Annotated in this window: 24 protein-coding genes; 19 read left to right on the plus strand and 5 right to left on the minus strand. The window is 53.9% G+C overall.

The genetic code is table 11. From position 1 onward, the window contains the following. Positions 1–11: 11 nt before the first annotated feature. From KNP60_RS01145 to KNP60_RS01165, 5 genes are all read left to right on the plus strand, one after another. Positions 12–1,385 (plus strand): PTS transporter subunit EIIC, encoded by a 1,374-nt coding sequence (locus tag KNP60_RS01145; RefSeq protein WP_034779348.1) that lies wholly within the window; start codon positions 12–14, stop codon positions 1,383–1,385. Between the two features lie 53 nt (positions 1,386–1,438). Further along, positions 1,439–2,491, plus strand: a complete 1,053-nt coding sequence (locus KNP60_RS01150) for a DUF871 domain-containing protein (protein WP_214796648.1) — start codon at positions 1,439–1,441, stop codon at positions 2,489–2,491. A gap of 57 nt (positions 2,492–2,548) precedes the next feature. Then, the gene (locus KNP60_RS01155; protein ID WP_214753637.1) at positions 2,549–3,052 is read left to right on the plus strand and encodes a YwhD family protein; all 504 of its coding nucleotides are present in this window, start codon (positions 2,549–2,551) and stop codon (positions 3,050–3,052) included. Positions 3,053–3,209: 157 nt separating this feature from the next. Further along, on the plus strand, positions 3,210–4,472 hold the full coding sequence (locus KNP60_RS01160) for a dicarboxylate/amino acid:cation symporter (RefSeq protein WP_214796650.1): 1,263 nt from the start codon (positions 3,210–3,212) through the stop codon (positions 4,470–4,472). Between the two features lie 58 nt (positions 4,473–4,530). Beyond that, on the plus strand, positions 4,531–5,064 hold the full coding sequence (locus KNP60_RS01165; protein WP_214796652.1) for a TVP38/TMEM64 family protein: 534 nt from the start codon (positions 4,531–4,533) through the stop codon (positions 5,062–5,064). Here KNP60_RS01165 and cls read toward each other — a convergent pair. After that, on the minus strand, positions 5,040–6,569 hold the full coding sequence (gene cls / locus KNP60_RS01170; RefSeq protein ID WP_214796654.1) for a cardiolipin synthase: 1,530 nt from the start codon (positions 6,567–6,569) through the stop codon (positions 5,040–5,042). The two genes, KNP60_RS01165 and cls, sit on opposite strands and share 25 nt — an antisense overlap. A 133-nt stretch (positions 6,570–6,702) precedes the next feature. Between cls and KNP60_RS01175 the strand changes: the two genes are divergently transcribed. Further along, complete coding sequence (locus KNP60_RS01175) at positions 6,703–6,846, plus strand: hypothetical protein (protein ID WP_161566909.1); 144 nt, start codon at positions 6,703–6,705, stop codon at positions 6,844–6,846. A 38-nt stretch (positions 6,847–6,884) separates the two neighbouring features. On the opposite strand, the gene KNP60_RS01180 is transcribed toward KNP60_RS01175, so the two are convergent. Continuing rightward, positions 6,885–7,805: an EAL domain-containing protein gene (locus KNP60_RS01180; RefSeq protein WP_251131287.1), complete on the minus strand. Its 921-nt coding sequence runs from the start codon at positions 7,803–7,805 to the stop codon at positions 6,885–6,887. A 205-nt stretch (positions 7,806–8,010) separates the two neighbouring features. On the opposite strand from KNP60_RS01180, the gene speE reads away from it, so the two are divergent. The 4 genes from speE to KNP60_RS01200 all read left to right on the plus strand — a co-directional run bounded on the left by speE (position 8,011) and on the right by KNP60_RS01200 (position 11,243). Continuing rightward, positions 8,011–8,850 carry a polyamine aminopropyltransferase gene (speE, locus tag KNP60_RS01185; protein ID WP_138858739.1) on the plus strand — a complete coding sequence of 280 codons (840 nt, stop codon included), beginning with the start codon at positions 8,011–8,013 and terminating at the stop codon, positions 8,848–8,850. Continuing rightward, positions 8,847–9,728: an agmatinase gene (gene speB / locus KNP60_RS01190; RefSeq protein ID WP_034779331.1), complete on the plus strand. Its 882-nt coding sequence runs from the start codon at positions 8,847–8,849 to the stop codon at positions 9,726–9,728. Before speE ends, speB begins: the two co-directional genes overlap by 4 nt. 2 nt (positions 9,729–9,730) lie before the next feature. Next, entirely contained in the window at positions 9,731–10,099 is a 369-nt protein-coding gene (locus KNP60_RS01195) for a Na-translocating system protein MpsC family protein (RefSeq protein WP_034779329.1), read from the plus strand. A gap of 193 nt (positions 10,100–10,292) precedes the next feature. Then, positions 10,293–11,243: a sodium-dependent bicarbonate transport family permease gene (locus tag KNP60_RS01200; RefSeq protein WP_214796656.1), complete on the plus strand. Its 951-nt coding sequence runs from the start codon at positions 10,293–10,295 to the stop codon at positions 11,241–11,243. A 48-nt stretch (positions 11,244–11,291) separates the two neighbouring features. On the opposite strand, the gene KNP60_RS01205 is transcribed toward KNP60_RS01200, so the two are convergent. Next, complete coding sequence (locus KNP60_RS01205) at positions 11,292–12,044, minus strand: homing endonuclease associated repeat-containing protein (RefSeq protein ID WP_034779320.1); 753 nt, start codon at positions 12,042–12,044, stop codon at positions 11,292–11,294. A 418-nt stretch (positions 12,045–12,462) separates the two neighbouring features. On the opposite strand from KNP60_RS01205, the gene KNP60_RS01210 reads away from it, so the two are divergent. From KNP60_RS01210 to KNP60_RS01235, 6 genes are read left to right on the plus strand one after another with little or no spacing between them, the layout of a single operon-like run. Then, positions 12,463–14,382 (plus strand): polysaccharide biosynthesis protein, encoded by a 1,920-nt coding sequence (locus KNP60_RS01210; RefSeq protein ID WP_214796658.1) that lies wholly within the window; start codon positions 12,463–12,465, stop codon positions 14,380–14,382. 30 nt (positions 14,383–14,412) lie between these two features. Beyond that, positions 14,413–15,264, plus strand: a complete 852-nt coding sequence (locus KNP60_RS01215; protein WP_167491737.1) for an NAD-dependent epimerase/dehydratase family protein — start codon at positions 14,413–14,415, stop codon at positions 15,262–15,264. Then, positions 15,261–16,403 (plus strand): aminotransferase class V-fold PLP-dependent enzyme, encoded by a 1,143-nt coding sequence (locus KNP60_RS01220; RefSeq protein WP_214796659.1) that lies wholly within the window; start codon positions 15,261–15,263, stop codon positions 16,401–16,403. The genes KNP60_RS01215 and KNP60_RS01220 overlap by 4 nt, the downstream gene beginning before the upstream one ends. A gap of 12 nt (positions 16,404–16,415) precedes the next feature. Beyond that, positions 16,416–17,000 carry a hypothetical protein gene (locus tag KNP60_RS01225; protein ID WP_034779310.1) on the plus strand — a complete coding sequence of 195 codons (585 nt, stop codon included), beginning with the start codon at positions 16,416–16,418 and terminating at the stop codon, positions 16,998–17,000. 19 nt (positions 17,001–17,019) lie between these two features. Further along, complete coding sequence (locus tag KNP60_RS01230; RefSeq protein ID WP_214796661.1) at positions 17,020–18,021, plus strand: polysaccharide deacetylase family protein; 1,002 nt, start codon at positions 17,020–17,022, stop codon at positions 18,019–18,021. 35 nt (positions 18,022–18,056) lie between these two features. Next, positions 18,057–18,710: a hypothetical protein gene (locus tag KNP60_RS01235; RefSeq protein WP_214796663.1), complete on the plus strand. Its 654-nt coding sequence runs from the start codon at positions 18,057–18,059 to the stop codon at positions 18,708–18,710. Between the two features lie 26 nt (positions 18,711–18,736). Here the strand turns inward: KNP60_RS01235 and KNP60_RS01240 are convergent, their stop codons facing one another. Together KNP60_RS01240 and KNP60_RS01245 are read right to left on the minus strand one after the other, a co-directional pair. Further along, a complete protein-coding gene (locus KNP60_RS01240; protein ID WP_214753656.1) occupies positions 18,737–19,501 on the minus strand; it encodes a MerR family transcriptional regulator in 765 nt (254 codons plus the stop codon). A gap of 47 nt (positions 19,502–19,548) precedes the next feature. After that, on the minus strand, positions 19,549–20,013 hold the full coding sequence (locus tag KNP60_RS01245) for a GNAT family N-acetyltransferase (protein WP_214796665.1): 465 nt from the start codon (positions 20,011–20,013) through the stop codon (positions 19,549–19,551). 214 nt (positions 20,014–20,227) lie between these two features. Between KNP60_RS01245 and KNP60_RS01250 the strand changes: the two genes are divergently transcribed. From KNP60_RS01250 to KNP60_RS01260, 3 genes are all read left to right on the plus strand, one after another. Next, a complete protein-coding gene (locus KNP60_RS01250) occupies positions 20,228–21,937 on the plus strand; it encodes a glycoside hydrolase family 13 protein (protein ID WP_285800868.1) in 1,710 nt (569 codons plus the stop codon). Positions 21,938–22,064: 127 nt separating this feature from the next. Next, a complete protein-coding gene (locus KNP60_RS01255; RefSeq protein WP_214796667.1) occupies positions 22,065–22,484 on the plus strand; it encodes a YwiB family protein in 420 nt (139 codons plus the stop codon). Continuing rightward, a complete protein-coding gene (locus tag KNP60_RS01260; protein WP_034779296.1) occupies positions 22,481–22,909 on the plus strand; it encodes a hypothetical protein in 429 nt (142 codons plus the stop codon). The genes KNP60_RS01255 and KNP60_RS01260 overlap by 4 nt, the downstream gene beginning before the upstream one ends. Positions 22,910–22,919 lie beyond the last annotated feature (10 nt).

Below are 22,919 nucleotides of genomic sequence, written 5' to 3' on the forward strand. Positions count from 1 at the left end.
GGGGATTCGAGATGAAGAAAGAAGAGGTTCTTGCGCATGCGATACTCGAGCATGTCGGGGGGAAAGACAACATTCGTCAACTCGCGCACTGTATGACACGTGTGCGTTTGGCGCTCAAAGATCCGACGAAAGCGGATCTTGCCGCCTTGAAACAAATCGATGGTGTCATGGGTGTCATCGATGATGAGACGTTGCAAATCGTCGTTGGCCCGGGGACGGTCAACCGTGTGGCGGATCATCTCAGCCGTGAGACGGGGCTCGCCATCGGAGAAGAATCGGTCGACGCGAACTTGACTCCGGATGAACGGGCCGCCATCGAACGTCAAAAAGTGAAAGACAAACAGAAGTCGCCGTTCAAGCGCTTCTTGCGTCGCTTAGGGAATATTTTCATTCCGCTCATTCCAGGACTTGTCGCTTCAGGTATCATTAACGGAGGAGCCAACTTCGCGAAGAACGCCGGGGTCGACCCGACGGAAACGTGGATGCAAATCCTCTTGTTGCTCGGTAGCACGGTATTCGCCTACCTCGCCATTCTCGTCGGTTGGAATACGGCAAAAGAGTTCGGCGGGACGCCGGTACTCGGTGCCATCGCCGGGGGGATCCTCTTCAACCCGGTGCTCGCGGACATCACCATTTATGGGGAACCGCTCGTCGTCGGGCGGGGTGGACTGTTCGGGGTCATCTTTGCCGCTTGGCTCATGACGTACATCGAGAAACATGTCCGTCGCTTCATGCCGACAGCGGTTGATATCATTTTCACACCGCTTCTCACGGTACTTGTCGTCGGTTTCACGGCGCTCTATGCGATCATGCCGGTCGCAGGCGTGTTGTCGGACGGTATCATGCAAGGTCTTAACGCTGTGCTCGAAGTCGGTGGACCGGTCGCAGGGGCTGTTCTTGCTGGCTTCTTCTTGCCGCTCGTCATGGTCGGATTGCACCACGGACTCACACCGATTCACTTGGAGTTGCTCAACACGGTCGGTAACACGGCACTCTTGCCGATCTTGGCAATGGCCGGGGCCGGACAAGTCGGGGCAGCACTTGCCATCTTTGTGAAGACGCGCAACCAACGTCTCCGTAACATCATCAAAGGGGCGATCCCGGTCGGATTCCTTGGCATCGGTGAGCCGCTCCTCTACGGGGTCACGCTTCCGCTGGGCCGTCCGTTCTTGACGGCTTGTATGGGAGCAGCGGTCGGCGGCGCCTTCCAAGCGACGATGAAGACGGCAGCACTCGGGATTGGGGTCTCGGGTCTCTCGCTCACACCGCTCATCGACAACGGCATGTACTTGACGTACATCGCAGGTCTTGTCATTTCGTACACGGCAGGCTTTGTCTTCACATATTTCTTCGGATTCAAAGAAGAGATGGCGGACGGAATTTAACAACCGAGGCGGCTCTTTGGAGTCGCCTTTTCATTTAATGAGGAGGTTTTCTGATGAAAGGATTATCGGTATATTTGAGCGAACCGTTCACGTCAAACTTCAAGGCATGGGTCGGACGCATGCGTGAGATTGGCTTTACGTCGATGTTCACGTCCCTACATATTCCAGAGGACGATCCATCCGTTTATACGGAACGATTGCGACAGCTCGGCATGCTCGCACGTGAACTCGACATGGAGCTGTTCGCCGATATCGCGCCAACGTCGCTTGCTGCGCTCGGCAAAACGTGGGATGATGCCCACACGCTCGTCGAGTGGGGTGTGACCGGACTGCGTGTCGATTACGGCGTGACCCCGAAACAAGTCGCCGACTTGTCGACGCGGATGACGGTCGCCTTGAACGCGAGCACGCTCACAGAAAGTGAGCTCGCGGATATGAGGCGGTACGGTCTCGTGACGGACAACGTCGAGGCATGGCACAACTTCTATCCGCGCCCAGAGACGGGGCTTGATCGAAACTGGTTCGATGCCAAGAACGATTGGTTGAAACGCCAAGGATTGAGCGTTCAAGCGTTCATCCCGGGAGATGGGTCACTCCGCGGACCGCTGTTTGAACGGTTGCCGACGCTCGAGGACCATCGAACGTTATCGACGTTTGCTTGTTACTTGGACCTCGCCGATTCGGTCGATCGCATTTTAATCGGTGATCCGGGACTTGCTGACGAGACGATTGAACAGTTCGCTTCAAACGCCGACGGGATGCTCGTCCTCCGGGCCGAAGCAGAGACGACGATTGAGGCTGCTTTCTATCGCGTCCAGACGAACCGGATGGACCCGGCGCGTGACGTCGTCCGTTCGGTCGAGTCTCGGGCTTACGGCCGACCTGGGGACCGCTTGCTTGAACCGATGGATGCGAGACCGCGTCCGCTTGGGACGATCACGGTCGATAATGCGGATTACGGGCGCTATGCCGGCGAGATGCAAGTGACGAAACGGGATCTTCCGCCTGATGCACGAGTCAACGTTCTCGGCCGGGTCATCGAGGCAGACCGGCCGCTCATCCGTGCCATCGGACCGGGTACGACGTTTCGGATTGAATGGTGCTGACGTTCCGGATTGCCACATTCCCTCGTCTTTGTGTACAGTAGAGAGGGAGGGAAGTCTATGAAAGAGATTAATTTTAACATCGTCGCTGACGATTCGACCGATGGCCACGGCGGTTTTGGGGTCGGTTCGCTCAGTTTGAACAATATGTCTCCCGTCATCATCGATGTCGAGGCGGGGACCGCGGTCATCGATATGGGGGCCATGCATGCTAAATCGGCGATCGAGAAACGCATCAAGTTTTTGACGGATCCGGAAGCGGTGCCGAACGGCAAACCGTACTGGATCGTCTGGGTCACGGTCGGTCGAAAGCCGGAAGGGTTCTATTATGGCGGTGTCGCGGCCTGTGACATGTCGGTCGACCTTGAGGCACGGCGCGGATACAAGCTGTTGCCGTACCACGTCAACCAGATGGACAAATCGCTCAAAGGCCGTATTCTCATCGATATGATGGACGCACCGTCACGCAGCGTGCTAGCCGCGTTTTTGAAAGAACATCGTCCTGAGATTTGGGAGCAATCGACCGAACTTCAAACCGAACTTGCGCGTCTCGATGCCGAGTGAAAAGATTGGACCGTTTTGGTCTCCAATCTTTTTTGTTTTCGTTCAAGTGAAGATGGGAACATGAATTTGTTATGATGTTGTGATTTTACCGTAATTGTATGAATATTCAGCATTATGCTATACTAAACGCACTGTGCAAAAAAGAAAGGGTGACACGATGAGTGAAACGAAGAAAATTTTAATTGGCCTCGCCTTAGGGGTCCTTGTCGGGCTAGGGCTCGCCGGTCTGTCCGGTAACGTATATGACATCGTCAATACGTATATCCTTTCCCCAGTCGGTACTGTATTTTTGAACTTGATTAAAATGCTGGTCGTTCCGATCGTCTTCTTCTCGATCATTCTCGGCGTCATGGGTCTCGGGGACCCGAAAGAGCTCGGGCGGGTCGGATCGAAGGCGCTCCTCTTCTTCTTGACGACGACGGCGCTCGCCATCATCTTGGCGATGGGTGTCGCTTCGGTCATCAAACCGGGAGAGCGTGGTGACTTCCAAACGGCAAACCTTGAATTCGAATCGGGTGCGGCTGAAGAGTCGTCAAACATCGTGCAGACATTCGTCAACATGATTCCGACAAACCCGATTCAAGCGCTCGCTGAAGGCAACATGCTTCAAATCATCGTCTTTGCGGCTCTCATCGGATTTGCGATGATCGCACTCGGCGAACGGGCCAAAACGTGGCGCCGTTTCGTCAAACAAGGCGACCGCATCATGATGCACTTGATTCACTTGGTCATGAAGCTCGCCCCATACGGCGCGTTCGCTTTGATCGCCTCGGCCATCGGAGGTATCGGTTTCGATGCTGTCAAAGCGATGGCGTGGTATATGTTCGCGGTCGTCTTGACGCTATTTTTACACTCGGTACTCGTCTACGGCGGGGCGCTCATCCTGCTCGGGAAGATGAGTCCGGTCTTCTTCTTTAAAAACTTCTACGAAGCGATCACGCTCGCGTTTTCGACGTCGTCTTCGAACGCGACACTCCCTGTATCGATGGAACTCGCCCAGACGAAACTCGGCGTGCCGCGTTCCATCTCCTCATTCGTTCAGCCGCTCGGCGCGACGGTGAACATGGACGGAACGGCGATCATGCAAGGGGTCGCGACGATTTTCATCGCCCAAGTGTTCGCGGCTGATTTGACGATGACCGAACTCGTGACGGTCGTCATCACAGCGGTACTCGCCTCGATCGGGACGGCGGGTGTACCTGGTGTCGGGCTCATCATGCTCGCGCTCGTCTTGCAGTCGGTCAACTTACCGGTCGAAGGGATCGCCCTGATCATCGGTGTCGACCGTATTCTCGACATGCTCCGGACGTCGGTCAACATTACCGGCGACGCGACATGCGCGGTCGTTGTCTCGAAACTTGAAGAGAAACACCTTCCACCTGTCGACGAAGACGCGTGGGATGAAGTCGAAGCAAAATAAACAGAAGGCTGACCCGTCATTGACGGGCCAGCCTTTTCACTTGAAGTGAGGGAATTGTATGGAATGGGAAGTGTTACCGGTCCCTTTGTTCATTGTCGTCAGCCTTTTATTGAATATACTCATCGCCGTCGCCGGTATATTACCGAGCGCATTTTTGACGGCGTTGAACGTGCAACTGCTAGGATTTGGACCGGGCGTCGCCGTCTCCATCATCGGCGAGACAGTGGGTGCTGTGCTCAGTTTTATTCTTTATCGCAAAGCGCTCCACCGGTTCACGTCACCGGATGGGCAGCGTTTGAAACGGCTCCGCGAAGCAGATGGCGTTGAGGCATGGTTTCTTGTCCTCGGGCTGAGGCTGATGCCGTTCGTCCCGTCCGGACTCGTCACGCTGTCGGCCGCATTCAGCCGGATGTCGCTCCCATCCTTCGCCGTAGCGAGCACGATTGGGAAAGTGCCGGCATTGTTGATCGAGGCGCTCGCGGTCGCGGCGGTCTTACACGTGGCCGCGGGCTGGCAACTCGGTCTCATTGCGGTTCTCCTTATCCTGTATGCGGTTTGGCGCTTGTCTCAAAGGAGTGGCGAGAAGATATGACAGAACGCTTCGATGAAACGTTTGCCGCTCGATTTCTTGCGAAGCATTGACCAGTCGATGAGAATCGACTCATCAAAGTCTTTCAAGAACGCTTCTTGCAGCTGTTGGATGGATGACGTCTCATACTGGGCGATTGTCATCTCATGGTTCAAATACATGCTCCTAAAATCAAAGTTAGCCGTCCCGACGAGTGCAATCTTGCCATCGATGAGGACGGTTTTTGCATGGATGAAATGGCGATTGTATTTATAAATCCGAATGTTCCGTTTAAGCAGTTGTTCGAAATAATATTCGGTCGCGTGGAAGCTGAACCATTCGTCTCCTTTTCCGGGGACAACGATTCGCACATCGATGCCACGCCGGCCGGCGACTTCTAACAGCGCGAGCAATTCGGGAGGCGGAATCAAATATGGCGTCGTGATCCAAATCGACTCCTTCGCCTCCATCAAAAGCGTAATGAGCCCGTCTCGGATCGTGACATCTTTTCCAGGAGACGTGACGAGTAGCTGTGTCGCCCCGTTGTCCGGTTGCGGGTCATCGATGAAATACTCCGGTAAATGTTTGCTGTCGGCGAACAAGTCCCAGCGTTCTGTATCGTCTTCATGACCGGCATACAGCCAATTCTCGACGAACAAACGCTGGAGTTCCCGGACGAGCGGTCCTTCGAGGCGCAGATGGGTATCACGCCAAAATCCAAGTTTTTTATGTTTCCCGAGATATTCATCCCCGACGTTCAGTCCGCCGGTATAAGCGATTCGCCCATCGATGACGATCAACTTTTGATGATTGCGGAAGTTGGCGTTAAAGACGAGGAGCGGGTGGACGACCGGGTCGAACGCTTCGACGTGGACACGGGACTCGCGGAGCGGTTCGAGAAACGCTTCGCTAATCTCTTGACTGCCGAGGCCGTCATACAAAAAGCGGACGGTGACATTCTCGTTGGATCGTTTAATGAGAGCGTCACGAATCTTGAGCGAGATTTCATCGGTCCGGAATAGATAATACTGGACGTGGATATGATGGGTCGCTTGCTCGATATCTTTAATCACCGCATCGAATTTTTCCTCGCCATTGACGAGCAGTTTCGTCGACGTGTGACCATCCGCACCGGTCGCGCCGAGCTTCTCGAGTGTGCGCGTGAGAGGAAAGCGATCCGACACGTCGTTTGCCGTCTCGATCCGTTCGGCCTCGATTGCTTGCCGGAACATCCGAATCTCGGTCGAGGTCCGTTTGATGCGTCGGTGTCGTCGAGGTGTTCGGCCGAACAGTACCCAGGCGAGGGCACCGAGGAACGGAATGAACAAGACGGCGAGCAGCCAGGCGAGCTTGGCCTGCGGTTGGACATGGTCAAATAAGATATGCCAGCCGACGATGAGCGGAATGAGAATGGCGGCACCAACTAGGAACGGGATGAGCCCATCAATCGAGTAAAGCAAACCAAGAAGGAAGATGCCGAGTACAATCATGATGAGGAGTTGCCAGACGCGTCGTTTCAACAAGTACACCTTCTTTCTGTTCAGTTGTCATCACTAGATTCATTCCACCGTTTACACGTTCTTAACCTAAAAAAACGTTTCAGTATGAAGCGCGAGGGAATTAACCGTACTGTACGACACAACGTAAAAAGGGGTGTTCATGATGAAAAAGAAAGGTACATTGGCCGCGTCGCTGTTGGCGACGGGCATCATCCTCGGGGCTTGCGGGGGAGCTGAGGAAGAACCGATGAACAACGAAGATACAGAGATGCAAGAAGACATGGACGAAGAGGAAGACGAGGATTAAAAAACGGCCTAGAGCGGGTGCTCTAGGCCTTCATTGCGTCAAAGCGCATAAGGAGACGGTTTACCGAAGTAATAGCCTTGGGCGAGGTCGAACCCGAGTTCGCGACAGACGTCGACTTCTTCGGGGCGTTCGATGCCCTCGGCGAGGATGGTGATGCCCATTGAGCGCGTCAATTGACGTACGTTTTTCAAGAACGCTCGTTTCTCGGCGTCTTGGTCGCAGAAGGAGATGTACGACCGGTCGATTTTGACATAGTCGGGCTCAAGTCGCTTCAACATATCGAGCGTCGAGAAGCCAGCCCCGACATCATCAAGGGCGACTTTCATACCACGCTTCTTATATGTAGAGAACACATGTTGCAAATGGGCGACGTCTTGGACTTTCTCCGTCTCAACGACCTCGAAGATGAAACGATCGGGACTGAGTCCGTACCGGTCGATAATCTCGAACGTGTGCTGAAGGCAGTAATCCGGGTTGTAAATCGTCGAGGGCAAGAAGTTGATGAACGTCTTCTCGTGCGGCTCGACGGCGTGATACGTCGCTTTGATCGCTTCGGCGCGAGCACGTTGATCTAGCTTCGAGTGAAGCCCAAATCGGTTCGCGGCCCGGAACAGTTCGCCCGGTGAGACGTTGTTCTGGCTTCTGAGAAGAGCCTCGTAGCCGAACCGTTCTCCGGTGTCGAGATGGATGATCGGTTGCAAGTGGCTCTCGAAGTCACCGTGTTGAATCAATTCGATCGTGTCGCGGTTGGCGATTTGTTCGAGCAGGTCGCTCGCCGAGACGACGGCAGTCTGGCGTTTTGTGCCCGGGTCGACACAGTATACGTCTTCCTCGACGGCGGCGAGGTGTTCCGTCAATTCGTCAAACGAGTCGTACGGGTGGGGCTTGTCATTGACGACGACGAGGCCCCGTTCAAAAAATGGGATGGTCGTGGAGCAGGCGGTACAAGGAGACCACATAGGATCCCTCCTTTCAAATAATCGAAATACTCTCTAATCAGTTTATCGGACAAAACTCACCTAAAACTCACACATCGAGGTAAATAAATAAAAAAATCGTGCAAAATGGGTACAGTTTTTGTATACTTCCTATCGTATGAATAAGAAGCGCCTCAAAACGCCACTCGCATACGAACAACTTTTTGAACAGAAAGGGGTTCTATCGATGGACCAAAAATTAAAATTATGGTTTACGGAGCACCAAACAGAAGATTACGGAATTACGTTCCGTGTAAACCACGTTTATGAGAGCGAACAAACGGAGTTTCAACGACTAGAAATGGTCGAAACGGACGAGTTCGGAACAATGTTGTTGCTTGACGGAATGGTCATGACGACGGATAAGGACGAATTCGTCTATCACGAGATGGTGGCTCACGTCCCACTCTTCACACACCCGAATCCGAAGCATGTGCTCGTTGTCGGTGGCGGAGACGGTGGCGTCATCCGTGAGATTATGAAACACCCATCAGTCGAAAAAGCAGTTCTCGTCGACATCGACGGGAAAGTCATTGAATATTCGAAGAAATACTTACCAAATATCGCAGGCGAACTCGACAACCCGCGTGTTGAAGTCATCGTCGGTGACGGCTTCATGCATATCGCCGAATCAGAGAACGAGTATGACGTCATCATGGTCGACTCGACAGAACCGGTCGGCCCAGCGGCCAACTTGTTCACAAAAGGATTCTACGCCGGCATCTCGAGAGCGCTCAAAGACGACGGCATTTTCGTCGCGCAGACGGACAACCCATGGTTCACGCCGGAGCTCATCCAAACGGTTCAACGTGACGTGAAAGAGATTTTCCCGATCACGAAGCTCTACACGGCCAACGTACCGACGTATCCGAGCGGCATGTGGACGTTCACGATCGGCTCGAAACAGTACGACCCAGAACAAGTGCCGGCCGAGCGTTTCCATGACATCGAGACGAAGTACTACACGCCGAAGCTTCACAATGCGGCCTTCGTCCTTCCGAAATTTGTGGAGGACTTGACGAAATGATTAAACGTTTCGATGAAGCCTACTCAGGCAAAGTGTTTATCGCGAGCCTGCCGGAAGTGACAGACGCGAAGACGGTCCTTTACGGTATGCCGATGGACTGGACGGTCAGTTTCCGTCCAGGCTCACGCTTCGGTCCGAACCGAATCCGTGAAGTCTCGATCGGACTCGAAGAATATAGCCCTTATCTTGATGGTGATTTGACGGAAGCAGCTGTCTATGACGCCGGTGATATCCCGCTCCCGTTCGGAAACGCCCAGAAATCACTCGACATGATCGAATCGTTCGTCAAAGACATCATCAAAGAAGGCAAGTTCCCGCTCGGTATGGGGGGAGAACACCTCGTCACATGGCCGGTCATCAAGGCGATGCACGATGCGTACGGGGATGATTTCGTCATCTTGCACCTCGATGCGCACACGGACCTCCGTGACGACTACGAAGGTGAGCCGCTCTCGCACTCGACACCGCTCAAAAAAGCGGCCGAACTCATCGGACCGTCTAACTGCTACTCGTTCGGAATTCGTTCTGGGATGAAAGAAGAGTTCGACTGGGTCAAAGAAGTCGGCTATAACATGTATAAATATGAAGTGATTGAACCGCTCAAACGTGTGTTACCGACGCTCGCTGGGAAGAAAGTGTACGTCACGATCGACATCGACGTCCTCGACCCATCGGCGGCCCCGGGAACGGGTACGCAAGAAATCGGTGGCATCACGACGAAAGAATTGCTTGAAGCAGTGCACGCCATCGCGAACGCCGACATCGACATCATCGGTGCCGATCTCGTCGAAGTGTCACCAGCATATGACCAATCGGACATGACGGCCATCGCCGCCGCGAAGATCCTTCGCGAGATGATGATTGGATTCGTGAAGTAACGATGCCGAAAAAAGGTCAGCTCGAAATGGAACTGAGTGCTCGGATCACCCAATGGGAGAAAGAGTATCTCGGGCGCGGCTCATTGACGTGTAAAGCAGACCTGCTCCGCGACTTGGCCATCGTGACGCTTCAGGGCGTCTTGACCCCGGCCGAGTACGAACTGGCCGCCAAGTCGGCCGGTCGTGAGCAATTGAAGAAATATCGCAATAACCTCGTCGAATCAGGGCGAGCCCAACTCGAGGCGATTTTACATGACGTGCTCGGTCGGCGTCTCGTCTCGCTTCACACGGATATCAGCACGAAGACAGGGGAACGCCTCATCGTCTTTCGACTTGATGCACCATGGGATGGCGGGATTGACAAGCCGTGACGACATTTTTACACTAGAAGCAGAGACGGTTCAGGATTGGGAAGTGTCCGTGCGACATTCCCGTCGTCCTGTCCCGGAGCTGACGAACTAAATACCCGACAGTTGTCGGCTAGACGGAGCGAACGTGTTCGAGCCGTCGGCATGCAGCGCACACCTTTCTTTGGTGTGCGCTTTTGTCGTCCAGGAGGAAAAGATGGAACAATTGATGTTTTTATTGACGAGCGCCCCGGTGCTCCTATTCGTGACAGGTGTGATTGCCGCTCTCAGCAAATCGAATTTGAAGATTCCTGAGTCACTCAGCATCACGCTCAATTTGTACTTACTGCTTGCCATCGGATTGAAAGGAGGGATGGGGCTCGCCTCGGTATCGATGGACGAGTTGGCGTTCCCGCTCGCCGTCACGCTCGTGCTTGGTCTCGTACTTCCGCTCGTCGCGTTCGGCCTTGGAGCGTTCTTGAAGTTCACGTTTCCGGAACGCATCGCCATGGCCGCGACGTTCGGTTCGGTCTCGCTCGTGACGTATGTCGCCGCGACGGCCCAGCTCGAGCGTCTCGGCATCAGTTATGAGCCGTTCATGACAACGCTCGTCGTCGTCCTCGAGATTCCGGGTCTCGTCGTCGCGCTGTTGTTATACAATCAAAGCCGCGTCCTCGGCATCACGGCCGCACCGACCCAATCGCTCACCGTCATCCGTGACAGTCTGCTCTCGAAAAGCATCTTGCTTTTGTTGGCTGGTCTCATCGTCGGGCTGGTCACCCCGGATACGTCGGCATTAACCCCGTTTTTTGTCGATTTGTTCCCAGGCGTGTTGCTGTTGTTCTTGCTCAGCCTCGGCGTAAAGGTCGGTCATCAGCTGAAGACGCTACCGTCGTACGGGATGAAGTTTTTAGTCGTCGGGATGACGTTTCCGCTCGTCGGCGCGGCCATCGGTTTTCTCGCTGCCGGAATGGCTGGACTGTCTGATGGGGGAACGATTCTGCTTATGACGCTCGCGGCGAGCGGGTCGTACATCGCCGCACCGGCCATGCTCCAAGCATCGGTCCCGGAGGCGGAGCCGTCGTTTTATTTGACGCTCGCCCTCGCCGTCACGTTCCCGTTCAACTTGCTCATCGGCATCCCGCTATTCATTTCGATCGTCACTTGAACAAAAGCCCTGTCTCACGATGAGACAGGGCTTTTGTTATTGGTTTTGTTATTGGGTGATCGTCTGTTCTTCCATGCATTTTAATGCGGCCGTCCAACTGCCGAAGAGGGCGTTGATGGTCGACGTGCTCGGCACGTTGCGTCCTTCGGCCCATTTCCGGTAATGCAGAATACTGAAGTGTGACAATTCATGTTTCGCGACGCGGAGGGCCTCGATGACATCTTCTTCGTCCCATTTCCGTTTCGGCGGGGCGATGTCGAGGACGAACAAGGCGTAGCTCCAAGATCCATATTTCCGGGCGATCGTCGCGACTGTCGGATAACCGCGTTCTTGGGCCCAGATGGCGTAGTGCTGGGACGTGAGACGTTCGAGTTCTTCGGACGCTTCAATCAAGGCTTGGATGATGCGCTCTTCATTGTTTTTCGCGGCGGTCGTCTGAAGTTTCGCTTCCCGGAGCGCGTTCGACCAAGAGCCGAAACGGCTGCTGATCAACGTGAGCGACGGGGAGCGTGTCACTTTCGACCATTCCCGATACGTTTGGCTCGTGAAGAGCGGTAACTCCTCGGCGGCTTGATTCAATGCGCGGAGGATGTCTTCATCCGAGTAGTAATGGAACGACATTTGGATTTGGGCAGCGGCGAGCGCCTCGCGCCAAGACCCGAACTGATGGATGACGGTGGAAAGGGACGGGACATTTTTGGTTTGCGACCATACACTATACCGTTTCGAATCGAGCTCGGCATGTTCTTGAGCAGCTAACTGCAACGCTTGTACGATTTGAGGGCGTGTCCATTTTTTCATCTTGGTGTCTCTCCTTTGGAGGGAGACGCAGCGAGCGTCTCGGAAGGTCTCTTGGTGTGAATGAACAGCATGTATTGGTTGAAGAGTCAACGAGCTAGTCAAAAAGGATGCTTACGATCGATTTCTACCTCCTTATGTGGCGTTTTAGCTAAGTTCAAAATAATGTAAACGATACCCAATTCGGGTTATATGTATTTCCATTTCCCGTTTGTCCGACAATTATTCATTATGTGAATGAAATCATGATAATAATTTCGTGAACTCCTTTTTCGCATCTATGTCGTTAATGAGAAAAAGCTCGTTTTATCTTTAAACTTGTTGAGGATAGTCGGGTAGTTTACTAGCATCGACGCATCTTTTGCGCATTCCAACCTACACCACGAACGAACAACTCAGACTCTTGGAGGTGCGAACTACCATGGCAACACTTGTGAATGTCTATCGGAAGAATCAACGCAATTTGCTCTTTTTATGTCTCGACATCTTGATCGTCTCGTTTGTATTGTACGCGACGTTTGAATTGATGTTCTCCACGATCACGTCGTATGCGGCACTCGAATCGAGCGAGATGTTGATGATGGTCGCCATTAAAATCGTCAGCTTCAGTCTCGTCGGGAGCGTCTTGAAGATTCATCGCATCGACTGGCGCTACGCTTCCATCCATGAGATGAAACAAGTCGCCATCGCCTTACTGAGCAGTGATTTGGTGTTGTACGCCTACAACCAGTTCCACTTCGGGGCTGGCCTTGGGATGATTATCGCCGTACAAGGTTTGCTCGCATTCAACCTGATCTTGTTCACCCGCTTCTTAGCCCGCAACCATGTGTTTGACGTGTTCAAACCCCATTCGAACCATCCGGGACGAAAAGCACTCATCATCGGAGCCGGGGATTCCGGCCAGTTGATTGTCCGCGAGTTGAAAGAGCATCGGACGACCGTCCTCTGCGTCGTCGGTCTGCTCGACGACAACCCGCAACTGCAGGCACTCTACGTCCACGGCGTCCCGGTCCTCGGGATGACGGACGATTTGGAACGCATCATTCAAGAGCATGGTATCGAAGTGGTTATTTTGGCCATTCCAAGCTTGCCTTATACACGGCGTCTCGCCTTGCTGAAACGAATCGAGAAGACAGGAGCCGAATCCCACGCCTTGCCGATGATTTCGGAACTGGCGACCGGAAAAGTCTCCATCAACGAGATTCGCGAAGTGAAAATCGAGGATTTGCTCGGACGTGAGCCGGTTCAATTGGACATATCTGGAATATCTCGCCATGTCGAAGGCGCGACCGTGCTCGTCACTGGCGCCGGTGGCTCAATCGGCTCGGAGTTGTGTCGCCAATTGATCAAATTTGCCCCGGCAGAAATGATTCTCCTCGGTCATGGGGAGAACAGCATTTACTTGATCGAGCGAGAGTTGCGTGGGCTCGGCACGGAGACGATCCTGCACCCGGTCATCGGGGATGTGCAAGACGAAGCTCGGCTCGAAGATGTGTTCCGCACGTACCAGCCAGACATCGTCTATCATGCCGCCGCTCATAAACATGTGCCGCTCATGGAAGACAATCCGCTCGAAGCCGTCAAAAACAATATTTACGGGACAAAACATATGGTCGATGTCGCGGCCCGGCATAACGTGAGCCGTTTCATCATGGTCTCGACCGACAAGGCGGTCAATCCGACGAACGTGATGGGCTCGACAAAACGAATCGCCGAGATGATCGTCCAAGAGAAAGCCCGAACGAGCGAGACGATCTTCGCAGTCGTACGCTTCGGAAATGTCTTAGGTAGTCGCGGCTCGGTCGTACCGCTCTTTAAAGAACAGATTCTCCGGGGCGGACCGGTCACTGTCACCGACCCTGAGATGACCCGCTACTTCATGACCATCCCGGAAGCGAGCCGGCTCGTCATCCAAGCGAGCGTCTTGTCCAGAGGGGGAGAGATTTTCGTGCTCGACATGGGCGAGCCGGTCAAAATCATCGACTTGGCGAAAAAAATGATTGAGTTGAGTGGTTTTACGACCGAACAGATCGGCATTGAAGTCACCGGTATTCGTCCGGGTGAGAAGTTATATGAAGAATTGCTCGCCGCGAGCGAACTCGGTCCAGAAGCGAACGTCTTCCCCAAAATCTTTGTCGGCCGGACCCGTCCCTTCACGACCGTCGCTTCCGTGCTGCATCTGATTGAGACGTTACGAGACGACCAAGAGGCCCTGACCTACCTGTTGCTCTTTATCGCCAATAGTGACGACCTCGACCGAGACATCGATCGTCTCTTTACACATGGCGTGAAGCGAATGCGTCCTCATATCGCCGGGACACGCCTCGCTGACGGAAATTGAAGGTCATAACGAGTGAAGAGGGGGAGAATGATGGTCGATCAAACAGTTCTTATTGTCGGGGTAGCCAGTTTCCAAGGGTTTCATATCGCACGTCGGCTATTGCAGGAAGGGTTTGATGTCGTCGGGATTGACGATGAAGGGCGGCATAAGACGCGAATCGCCAAACAGCGGCTCTACGTTCTCACCCACCCGCAGTTCCATTTGATCCGTTCAACGCTCGCGAACAAGACAGTCATGCGCAGCGTCTTGAATCGACACGAACCGAGACACATCATCTTATGTTCGACCCGTCGCCATAACGGAAGTGAAGAGCCGCTGGAACGTTACGAGTTGATGAAACGCTACATCGCCATCCAAACGAAACGGGTCCCGGTTGAATCGTTCATCACGTTCGACTTGCCTGTAAAACAGGAAGACGGGGAACGTCCGGTGATCCATCTGTTCACAGAAGACGTCTTCGGACCTTGGGACGATGCCTCGACGCTAGTGTCAAAGGCCATTGTCGCCGTCGACCGCGGTGTCCGACTCTCAGGGTATTACGCGACGGATATCATCAACGTCTCTTATATCGATGATGTCGTCGAATCGGTCGTCCGCTTGCTTCGCTTGATTCAAACCGGGATGTCGCCAGTCGGATATTTCCAAATCCCGGCCTCCGACTACGTGAACGTCCAAACGTTACTGTCCGACATCGGACATATCCTCAACAAATCGGCGAAGACGTCGTTGCCGATGCGCGAGTCGGTACTTCGGCAGTCGGCCGTCCCGACGCTCGACACGCTGATCGGCTTCAGCCCGAGCACATCGCTGTTTGAAGGACTCGAGCAAGTCGTCGATTGGTATATCTCGTATAAAACCATGATGAAGGAGGGCATCAAATGAACATCCTATTATCGAAGCCCCATATGTCGGGCCGTGAGATGGCCTACATCGAAGAGGCGTTCGCGAGCAATTGGATTGCGCCGCTCGGCCCGAACGTCAATGCATTTGAAGCGGAAGTGGCTGCATATGCGGACCATCCTCACGCCTTGGCGACAAGCTCAGGGACGGCTGCCCTCCATTTGGCGCTACTTACGCTCGGCGTCGGGACAGGGGACACGGTCTTCTGTCAGTCACTCACGTTCGTCGCATCGGTCAACCCGATCCGTTACGTCGGCGCCATTCCGGTCTTTATCGACTCGGAAACGGCGACGTGGAATATGTCGCCAGACGCGCTTCGGAAAGCGCTCGTCCAAGCCGCGACGAAAGGAAAGCTTCCGAAAGCGGTCATCGTCGTCCACCTGTACGGCGTCGTCGCGAAAATCGGTGAGATTCGCCACATCTGTCGTGAGTTCGGTGTCCCGTTGATCGAGGACGCGGCCGAATCACTCGGCTCGACGTGGCACGGGCAAATGACGGGAACCATCGGGGACATCGGGTTTTATTCGTTCAACGGCAATAAAATCATCACGACATCAGGCGGCGGCATGCTCATGGTGCCGAATGAGGAAACGAGACAGTTGGCGCTCAAGTTGGCCACGCAAGCTCGGGAAGACGCGCCGCATTATGAGCACGAACAAGTCGGCTATAACTATCGATTGAGCAACGTCTCGGCCGGGATCGGTCGGGGACAGCTCGAAGTGATTGAGCAGCGCGTTCAAGCACGACGTCGCGTGTTCGCTCGCTATGAGCATATGTTCCGTCAGCTCGGGACGACGTATCAGCAAGAAGTCCCGCACTCACGGGCCAATCGTTGGCTGACCGCCATGCAGTTGGATCAGACAGACTTGCACCGTGACACGGTGATGGAGCGACTCGCTAGTGCCGGCATCGAATCTCGTCCTGTCTGGAAACCGATGCATCTGCAACCGGTGTATCGCGATGCCGAATATGTGACGGTCGATGGAGAAGATGTCAGTCGGCGTCTGTTCGAGAATGGGATCTGCCTTCCATCGGGATCCGACTTGACTCTCGGGGAACAACAGCAAGTCATCCAGACCGTGCTCGATACGCGCTCGATCGTCACGGAACAAAGTGTCTGAGGAGGACGAACGATGAACCGGGAAGCAGAGATCATTCAAGCGCTTCGAGCCGCTGCATCTCTGACTCCGACCCTCACGGTTAAACAATATCAGCTCTGGAGCCGAGACCGGGACGTCCCGACATTTCTCGACGTTCTCAATTTTTACGGGTCATGGACCGGCGCCTTGAAAGCAGCCGGCCTCTTAGAAGCCCGAAAACACTATACCCAACAAGAACTCGTTGCAGCGCTTCGGCTCGCACTTGAACAGGAAGGGAAGTTGACGAGCACCCATTACCAACAATGGGTCAAAGATCATCCCGGTCCTTCCCTAGGTGATATTATTTCCCATTTCGGGTCTTGGAGTCTGGCCGTGAAAACGGTAGAGCGTCTAGAGGAGCTCCATTTTACCGTCCAGCCAGAACGTGAAAAAGCAGAAATCGTCCAATCGTTGCTAGAAGCAAGTCGGGTCGTCGTGCCATTCAACGCGATCACCTATCAAAAATGGGCGAAACAACATAGACGACCAAGTGTCGCCAAAGTATCCCGTCGATACGGCTCCTGGAAACGGGCGCTCGCCGAACTAGAGCTTCGTGAGTCGTGTGAAGGAAAGAAGTGAAGACAGAGGAGGGGTCTCGATGAACGGAGCGTTTGTCATCTCACTAGATTTTGAATTGAACTGGGGCACGTTTGACGGTACGACGATTGAGGCGTATGGCGAGAATCTACTCGGGGTCCGGCAAGTCGTGCCGAGCTTGCTCGACTTGTTTGCCGCGCACCAGATTCATGCGACTTGGGCGACGGTCGGATTCCTGTTCTATGAGACGAAAGCAGAGCTATTGAAAGACTTGCCGACGATTCAACCGGCGTATCGGCATCCCGAATATTCTTCATACAATTGGATGCAGCACGTCGGGGCGGACGAGGCGGTCGACCCGTATCACTTCGGGAAATCACTCGTCGATCAAATCGCGGCGACGCCTGGTCAAACCATCGGGACGCATACGTATTGTCATCTATCTTGTTTAGAAGAAGGAGTGACCATCGAGGCGTTCAAGGCCGATCTCGAGGCGGCGAAGCGGGTGGCCGCACGTCGCGACTTACCCATTCAGAGCATCGTCTATCCGCGCAATCAATCGAGCCCTGAGCATTTCCAAGCGGCGCAAGAAGTCGGAGTCGATGTCTATCGCGGCAATGAGACCCATTACATTTATCGGGCCGATGCGAGAGGGGATGAGGGCTTAGGACGACGGGCTCTTCGTCTGCTTGATGCCTACGTCAATTTGACGGGGCACCACACGGTCTCGTGGGCAGCCATTCGGCAATCATCTCCTTATAACGTCCCATCGAGCCGATTCCTTCGACCTTACGTGCCGGCGCTTCGCTTCCTCGACCGACTCAAAGTGCGGCGCATCAAACGGAGCATGACGCATGCGGCCAAACGGGGGGAAGTGTTCCATCTTTGGTGGCACCCGCACAACTTCGGCAAACATGTATCCGAAAACATGGCCTTGTTGAGTGAAATCATCGCCCATTATGAAACGTTGCATCAAACGTATCAATTTGAAAGTTTATCGATGGAAGAAGTGGCGGACCGTTGCCGCCCGGCCGTCGTCTCGACGCAGGAACGACACGGATGAGAGGCGTTCGGAGGAAGAGAAAGGGGAGGGACAAAATGGGCCGACCGATCGTACTACTCATTGGAGAACACCGGACATCTGCCTACGTCTATCATGCGATCCGCAACCTAGGGGTGACCCATGTCATTCAGGAAGATGGGCCGAGCGAGCATCGTCCGGAATCCATCAAGCATTGGCTGACGCATGTATACGTCCGGCTGACGTCGCCTGTCATGCGCCTTTCGAGCCGGACGCGGATCCGAGAACTGAAAGGTCGCTATCCATTGAACGATGAGCCGATTCCGTTCCACCACATTCTACGTGTCACCTCATTGAACGATACGAAGACGACGATGTGGCTCGATCGTCTCGACCCGCAGCTCATCGTCACCCATGAGACGGGGCCGATTGACCCGAGCGTCCTCGCCCGATTCGACTGTCCGGTATTGACGGTCGCACCGACGATGGCAGAAGGACAACTCCAAGCGTACTGGGCGTTCCGGGCCAAACCGGACGTCTGTGAGGCACGAATCGAACAGTGGACCGAGCGGGGCTGGTCCGTGGTCGACCGGGCCGTGCTCTACATCGGCGGGACGGATAATTTTGCCACGTATCCGTACTTGCAGCTCACGACGGCGCTCCCGCTCTTGAGACGTCAAATCGAGTTATTGCTAAAGGAAGATGTGTATGACCGTCGAACGGCAAAATAACGGCCAAAGCGCGATGCTTTGGCCGTTTAGCTTTGGGTGATGCAATAGTGTTGGATGGCGTCATTATAATAGACGGCCAGTCCAGGCGCGTACTTGTCATAGAACGCGGTGAAACGTTCGTCCATGACGTACATCTGCCCGAGTCCGCTGAACATGTCGAGCGAGCAGTCATAAAACTGGTCATTGATGAACAGGTGGTTCGCCCGGACGGCCGCTTGGACACGCGGGTCTTCGACCGGGACGCCGGCCATGAACAAGTCGACGAGCGGCTTGACGAGATCGACTTGTTGTTGACTGAGCGCTTCCCAGTCTTCTTTCGATCGCTTGTCGGCGCGCGCACGTGACGTCTTGTACGCCTCGCTCTCGCCCCAACGTTCTTCTGTCTCCGCCTCGTGCTTCGCTTCATGGGCTTTCAGTTCGTCAAACGATAATCCCTTGAACAACGATTTGTCTTCCATTGGAATTCCTCCTCTCAGTGAGGTGAGCGTCGATTCCGCCGTCTCGGCGAGTGTCGCAAAATAGGCGGCTTTCGCGCGCAGGGCGGTCACTTGCTCCTCGAGGGCACGGGTCCGGTCGAACGGTTCGGCTTCGAGTAAGCCTTGAATCGTCTCGAGCGGGAAGTCGAGCGAACGATACAGCAGAATCGTCTGCAACCGCTCGGCATCATGCGACGAGTAGCGCCGATAGCCGTTGACGTCACGTTCCGGGACGAGCAGACCGACGGCGTCATAATGACGCAACGTCCTTGTGGTCGTGCCAGAGAGCGTCGCGAGTTGTTGAATCGTGTACATGTCCTCACCTCCTTGAAATCAGCGTACACGTTGACGTCGCGTCAAGGTCAAGCCTCTTTTTCGAACAAAGAGAATCCATCTCGTTCGCCGACATAATTGAAGCCGAAGCGAGGATAATAGGCGTTCAAGAAGTGATTCGTGGCGACGCAGTCGAGGCGCACTCGGTCCGACGTCGCTGCAAGCGCATAACGCATCAACTGTTCACCGACTTGTCGTCCTTTCATCTGGTCATCGACGACGAGGCGATGTAAATAGACGGCCGCGTCAGGATCGTCCCACAAGTTCTCGTCCCAAGACGTCGGTGGGATCAAGCTGACCGACCCGGCGATGTCTCCGTTCGCTTCGTATACATAGACGGTTCCGTTCGTGACGTCATGGATCACAAAATCGGTCCGACTCGGCTCTAAATATTTTTGCCATTGCGTTTTTCCAGCGGCCCGAAACGATTGCGCTTTCGTTAAAATCAGTTGATCGATTGCCGAGAGATCGGCCTGTGTGGCCAAACGGATCATGTAAGTCGCCTCACTTTCATTTCATTTCAAATTCGTGTAGGGTACACGATGAGTAAGCTGTTGAAAACATCTTTGTGTCGTGGAATGATTTTTGGTAAGATAAACTTACTGCAATCGTGCAAACGATTGCGCTAACGAGATAAAGAGACAACAGCACTGATATTAGTATATAGGATGCGCAGTGAGTTTAGGGACAAGGGAGTATCATTGACACATGCAACTTTTACAACGTGACCAACACACACAAACGAAAACACTGAAACGAAACTGGTGGAAAGAAGCTGTCGCTTATCAAATTTACCCGCGCAGTTTTTATGATGCGAACGGGGACGGGATTGGCGATATTCAAGGCATCATCGACAAACTCGATTACTTGAAAGACCTTGGCGTCGACGTCATCTGGATTTGTCCGATGTACAAATCGCCGAATGATGACAACGGCTATGACATTAGCGACTATCAAGCCATCATGGACGAGTTCGGGACGATGGAAGATTTCGACCGTCTGTTGACGGAAGTCCATGCGCGCGGCATGAAATTGCTGTTAGACCTCGTCGTCAACCATACGTCGGATGAGCACCCATGGTTCATCGAATCGAAGAGCTCGAAAGACAATCCGAAGCGTGACTGGTACATTTGGCGTGACGGCAAACCCGACGGCTCGAAACCGAACAACTGGGAGTCAATTTTTGGCGGGTCGGCTTGGGAGTTTGACGAGACGACGGAACAATACTTCTTGCACGTCTTCTCGAAGAAACAGCCGGACCTGAACTGGGAGAACGCCGAGATGCGCCAGACGGTGTACAACATGATCAACTGGTGGCTCGACAAGGGGATTGACGGTTTCCGTGTCGATGCAATCAGCCACATCCGCAAACACCCGTCGTTCGGCGACTTGCCGAACCCGGAAGGCCTCGACTTCGTGCCATCGTTCGAGATGCATATGAACGTCGACGGGATTCACGGTTATTTAGAAGAACTTCGCGACGAGACGTTCAACAAGCACGACATCATGACAGTCGGAGAAGCGAACGGCGTCTCGCCTGACGATGCCCACCTTTGGGTCGGCGAGAAGGAAGGCAAGATGAACATGGTGTTCCAATTCGAACACATGGGTCTCTGGCGTGAAGACGCCGAGTCGAAGCTCGACGTCGTCCACTTGAAGAACGTCCTCACGAAATGGCAAAAAGGCCTCGAAGCGGACGGCTGGAACGCCCTTTACGTCGAGAACCATGACCAAACGCGGACCGTGTCATCATGGGGTGATGACGAGCGCTATTGGAAAGAAAGCGCCAAGTCGATTGCGATGATGTATTTCCTCATGCAAGGGACGCCGTTCATCTATCAAGGCCAAGAGATCGGCATGACGAACGTGAAGTTCGACTCGATTGACCAGTACGATGATATCGCGACGCGCAACCGGTATTACATCGGTCTCGAGAACGGCAAGAGCCATGACGAGATGATGGACATCACGTGGAACTCGTCACGTGATAACACGCGCACACCAATGCAGTGGAGCGATGCCCCGAACGCGGGCTTCACGTTCGCGGAGACGCCTTGGTTCGGCATCAACCCGAACTATACGGACATCAACGTCGATGCTCAGCTCGAAGATGAGGACTCGATTCTCAACTTCTATAAAGAGATGATTCGTCTTCGCAAACAAGACGAGACGTTCGTCTATGGAACGTATGACATCGTCTTGCCGGAGCACCCAGAGATTTACGCGTACACACGCACGCTCGGTGACTCGCAATACCTCGTCATGACGAATTTGACAGGAAAAGAAGCCATCTTTGCGACGGAGATCACGCTTCGCTCAGAAGACGTCGTCTTGAAAAACATGCCGCTCGAGCCGCATGACGAGACGACACTGCTTCATTTGAAGCCGTTCGAAGGTCGCGTCTATAAGCTAAGTTGATTCAAAGACAGGGGGAACCCTGTCTTTTTTGTAGTGTGAACGGTCCGCGAACCGGGAAAGAAAAAGTTACCGATTCCGGACCATTCGCGAGATATGGTACGATGGGACAGCGGAAAGGGGAATCACCATGGCAATTGAACCGAAACGCGTACGTGTGCGCCAAAAGACAATGATCAGTGAAATCGAGGAGCCGATTGAGCTGCAAGCCGACGGGCTCTATTATGAATTGAAGACCGGCTTCGTCTTGACGTTCGATCAAGAACGAGAAGACGGCGTCGTGCCGACAACGATCAAATATACGACGGGCCGGCTCGCGCTCATCTGTAAAGGACCGATTGAGATGAATCATTCCTTTATTGAAGGGCGCTTGACCCAAAGCCTATATAAAAACCCATACATGTCGATGACGATGGCGACGACGACGGAGCGGCTCGATGTCGCGGACGGACGTTGTCGCTTCGCCTACGAGTTGTCGATGAACGATGACTTGGCAGGTAACTATGTAGTCGACGTCACGTGGACGTTTGAAGGAGGAGACGAAGCATGAACTTTGCAGAACGCGTGAGAAAGATTGAAGAGATGTTGAACGAGGATTGGTTCGAGATGCTCGAGACGAATGAGGACGAATATGAAGAGTGGCGCGGCCGCCTCGAGGACCACGCCGAACAGGTCGTCGGGCACTACGATAACGAGACCGGCGTCGATATGGACTCGGTCGATAAATTGCTCCAATTGAACGATGAGTTCCCGCTTCTTTATGGGGAAGACACGGTCCGGCTCTATATTGCCTTGATCGAGGCGCGACCGGAAGATAGATCGGTATACGACCGCTACATCGACTACTTGGCGGCGATCGGTGACGCGACGCACGAGGAGTTTTTACGGTTCCATACGCTCGTCGAAGCGGGCCGTCTTGACGAGGCACGTGAGCTCGCCCCGCAGATGCCAAAACGATTAGGACTCGAAGATTAAGGCCGCTTTG

Source organism: Exiguobacterium sp. s5 (genome assembly GCF_018618075.1).
GTDB lineage: Bacteria > Bacillota > Bacilli > Exiguobacteriales > Exiguobacteriaceae > Exiguobacterium > Exiguobacterium mexicanum_A.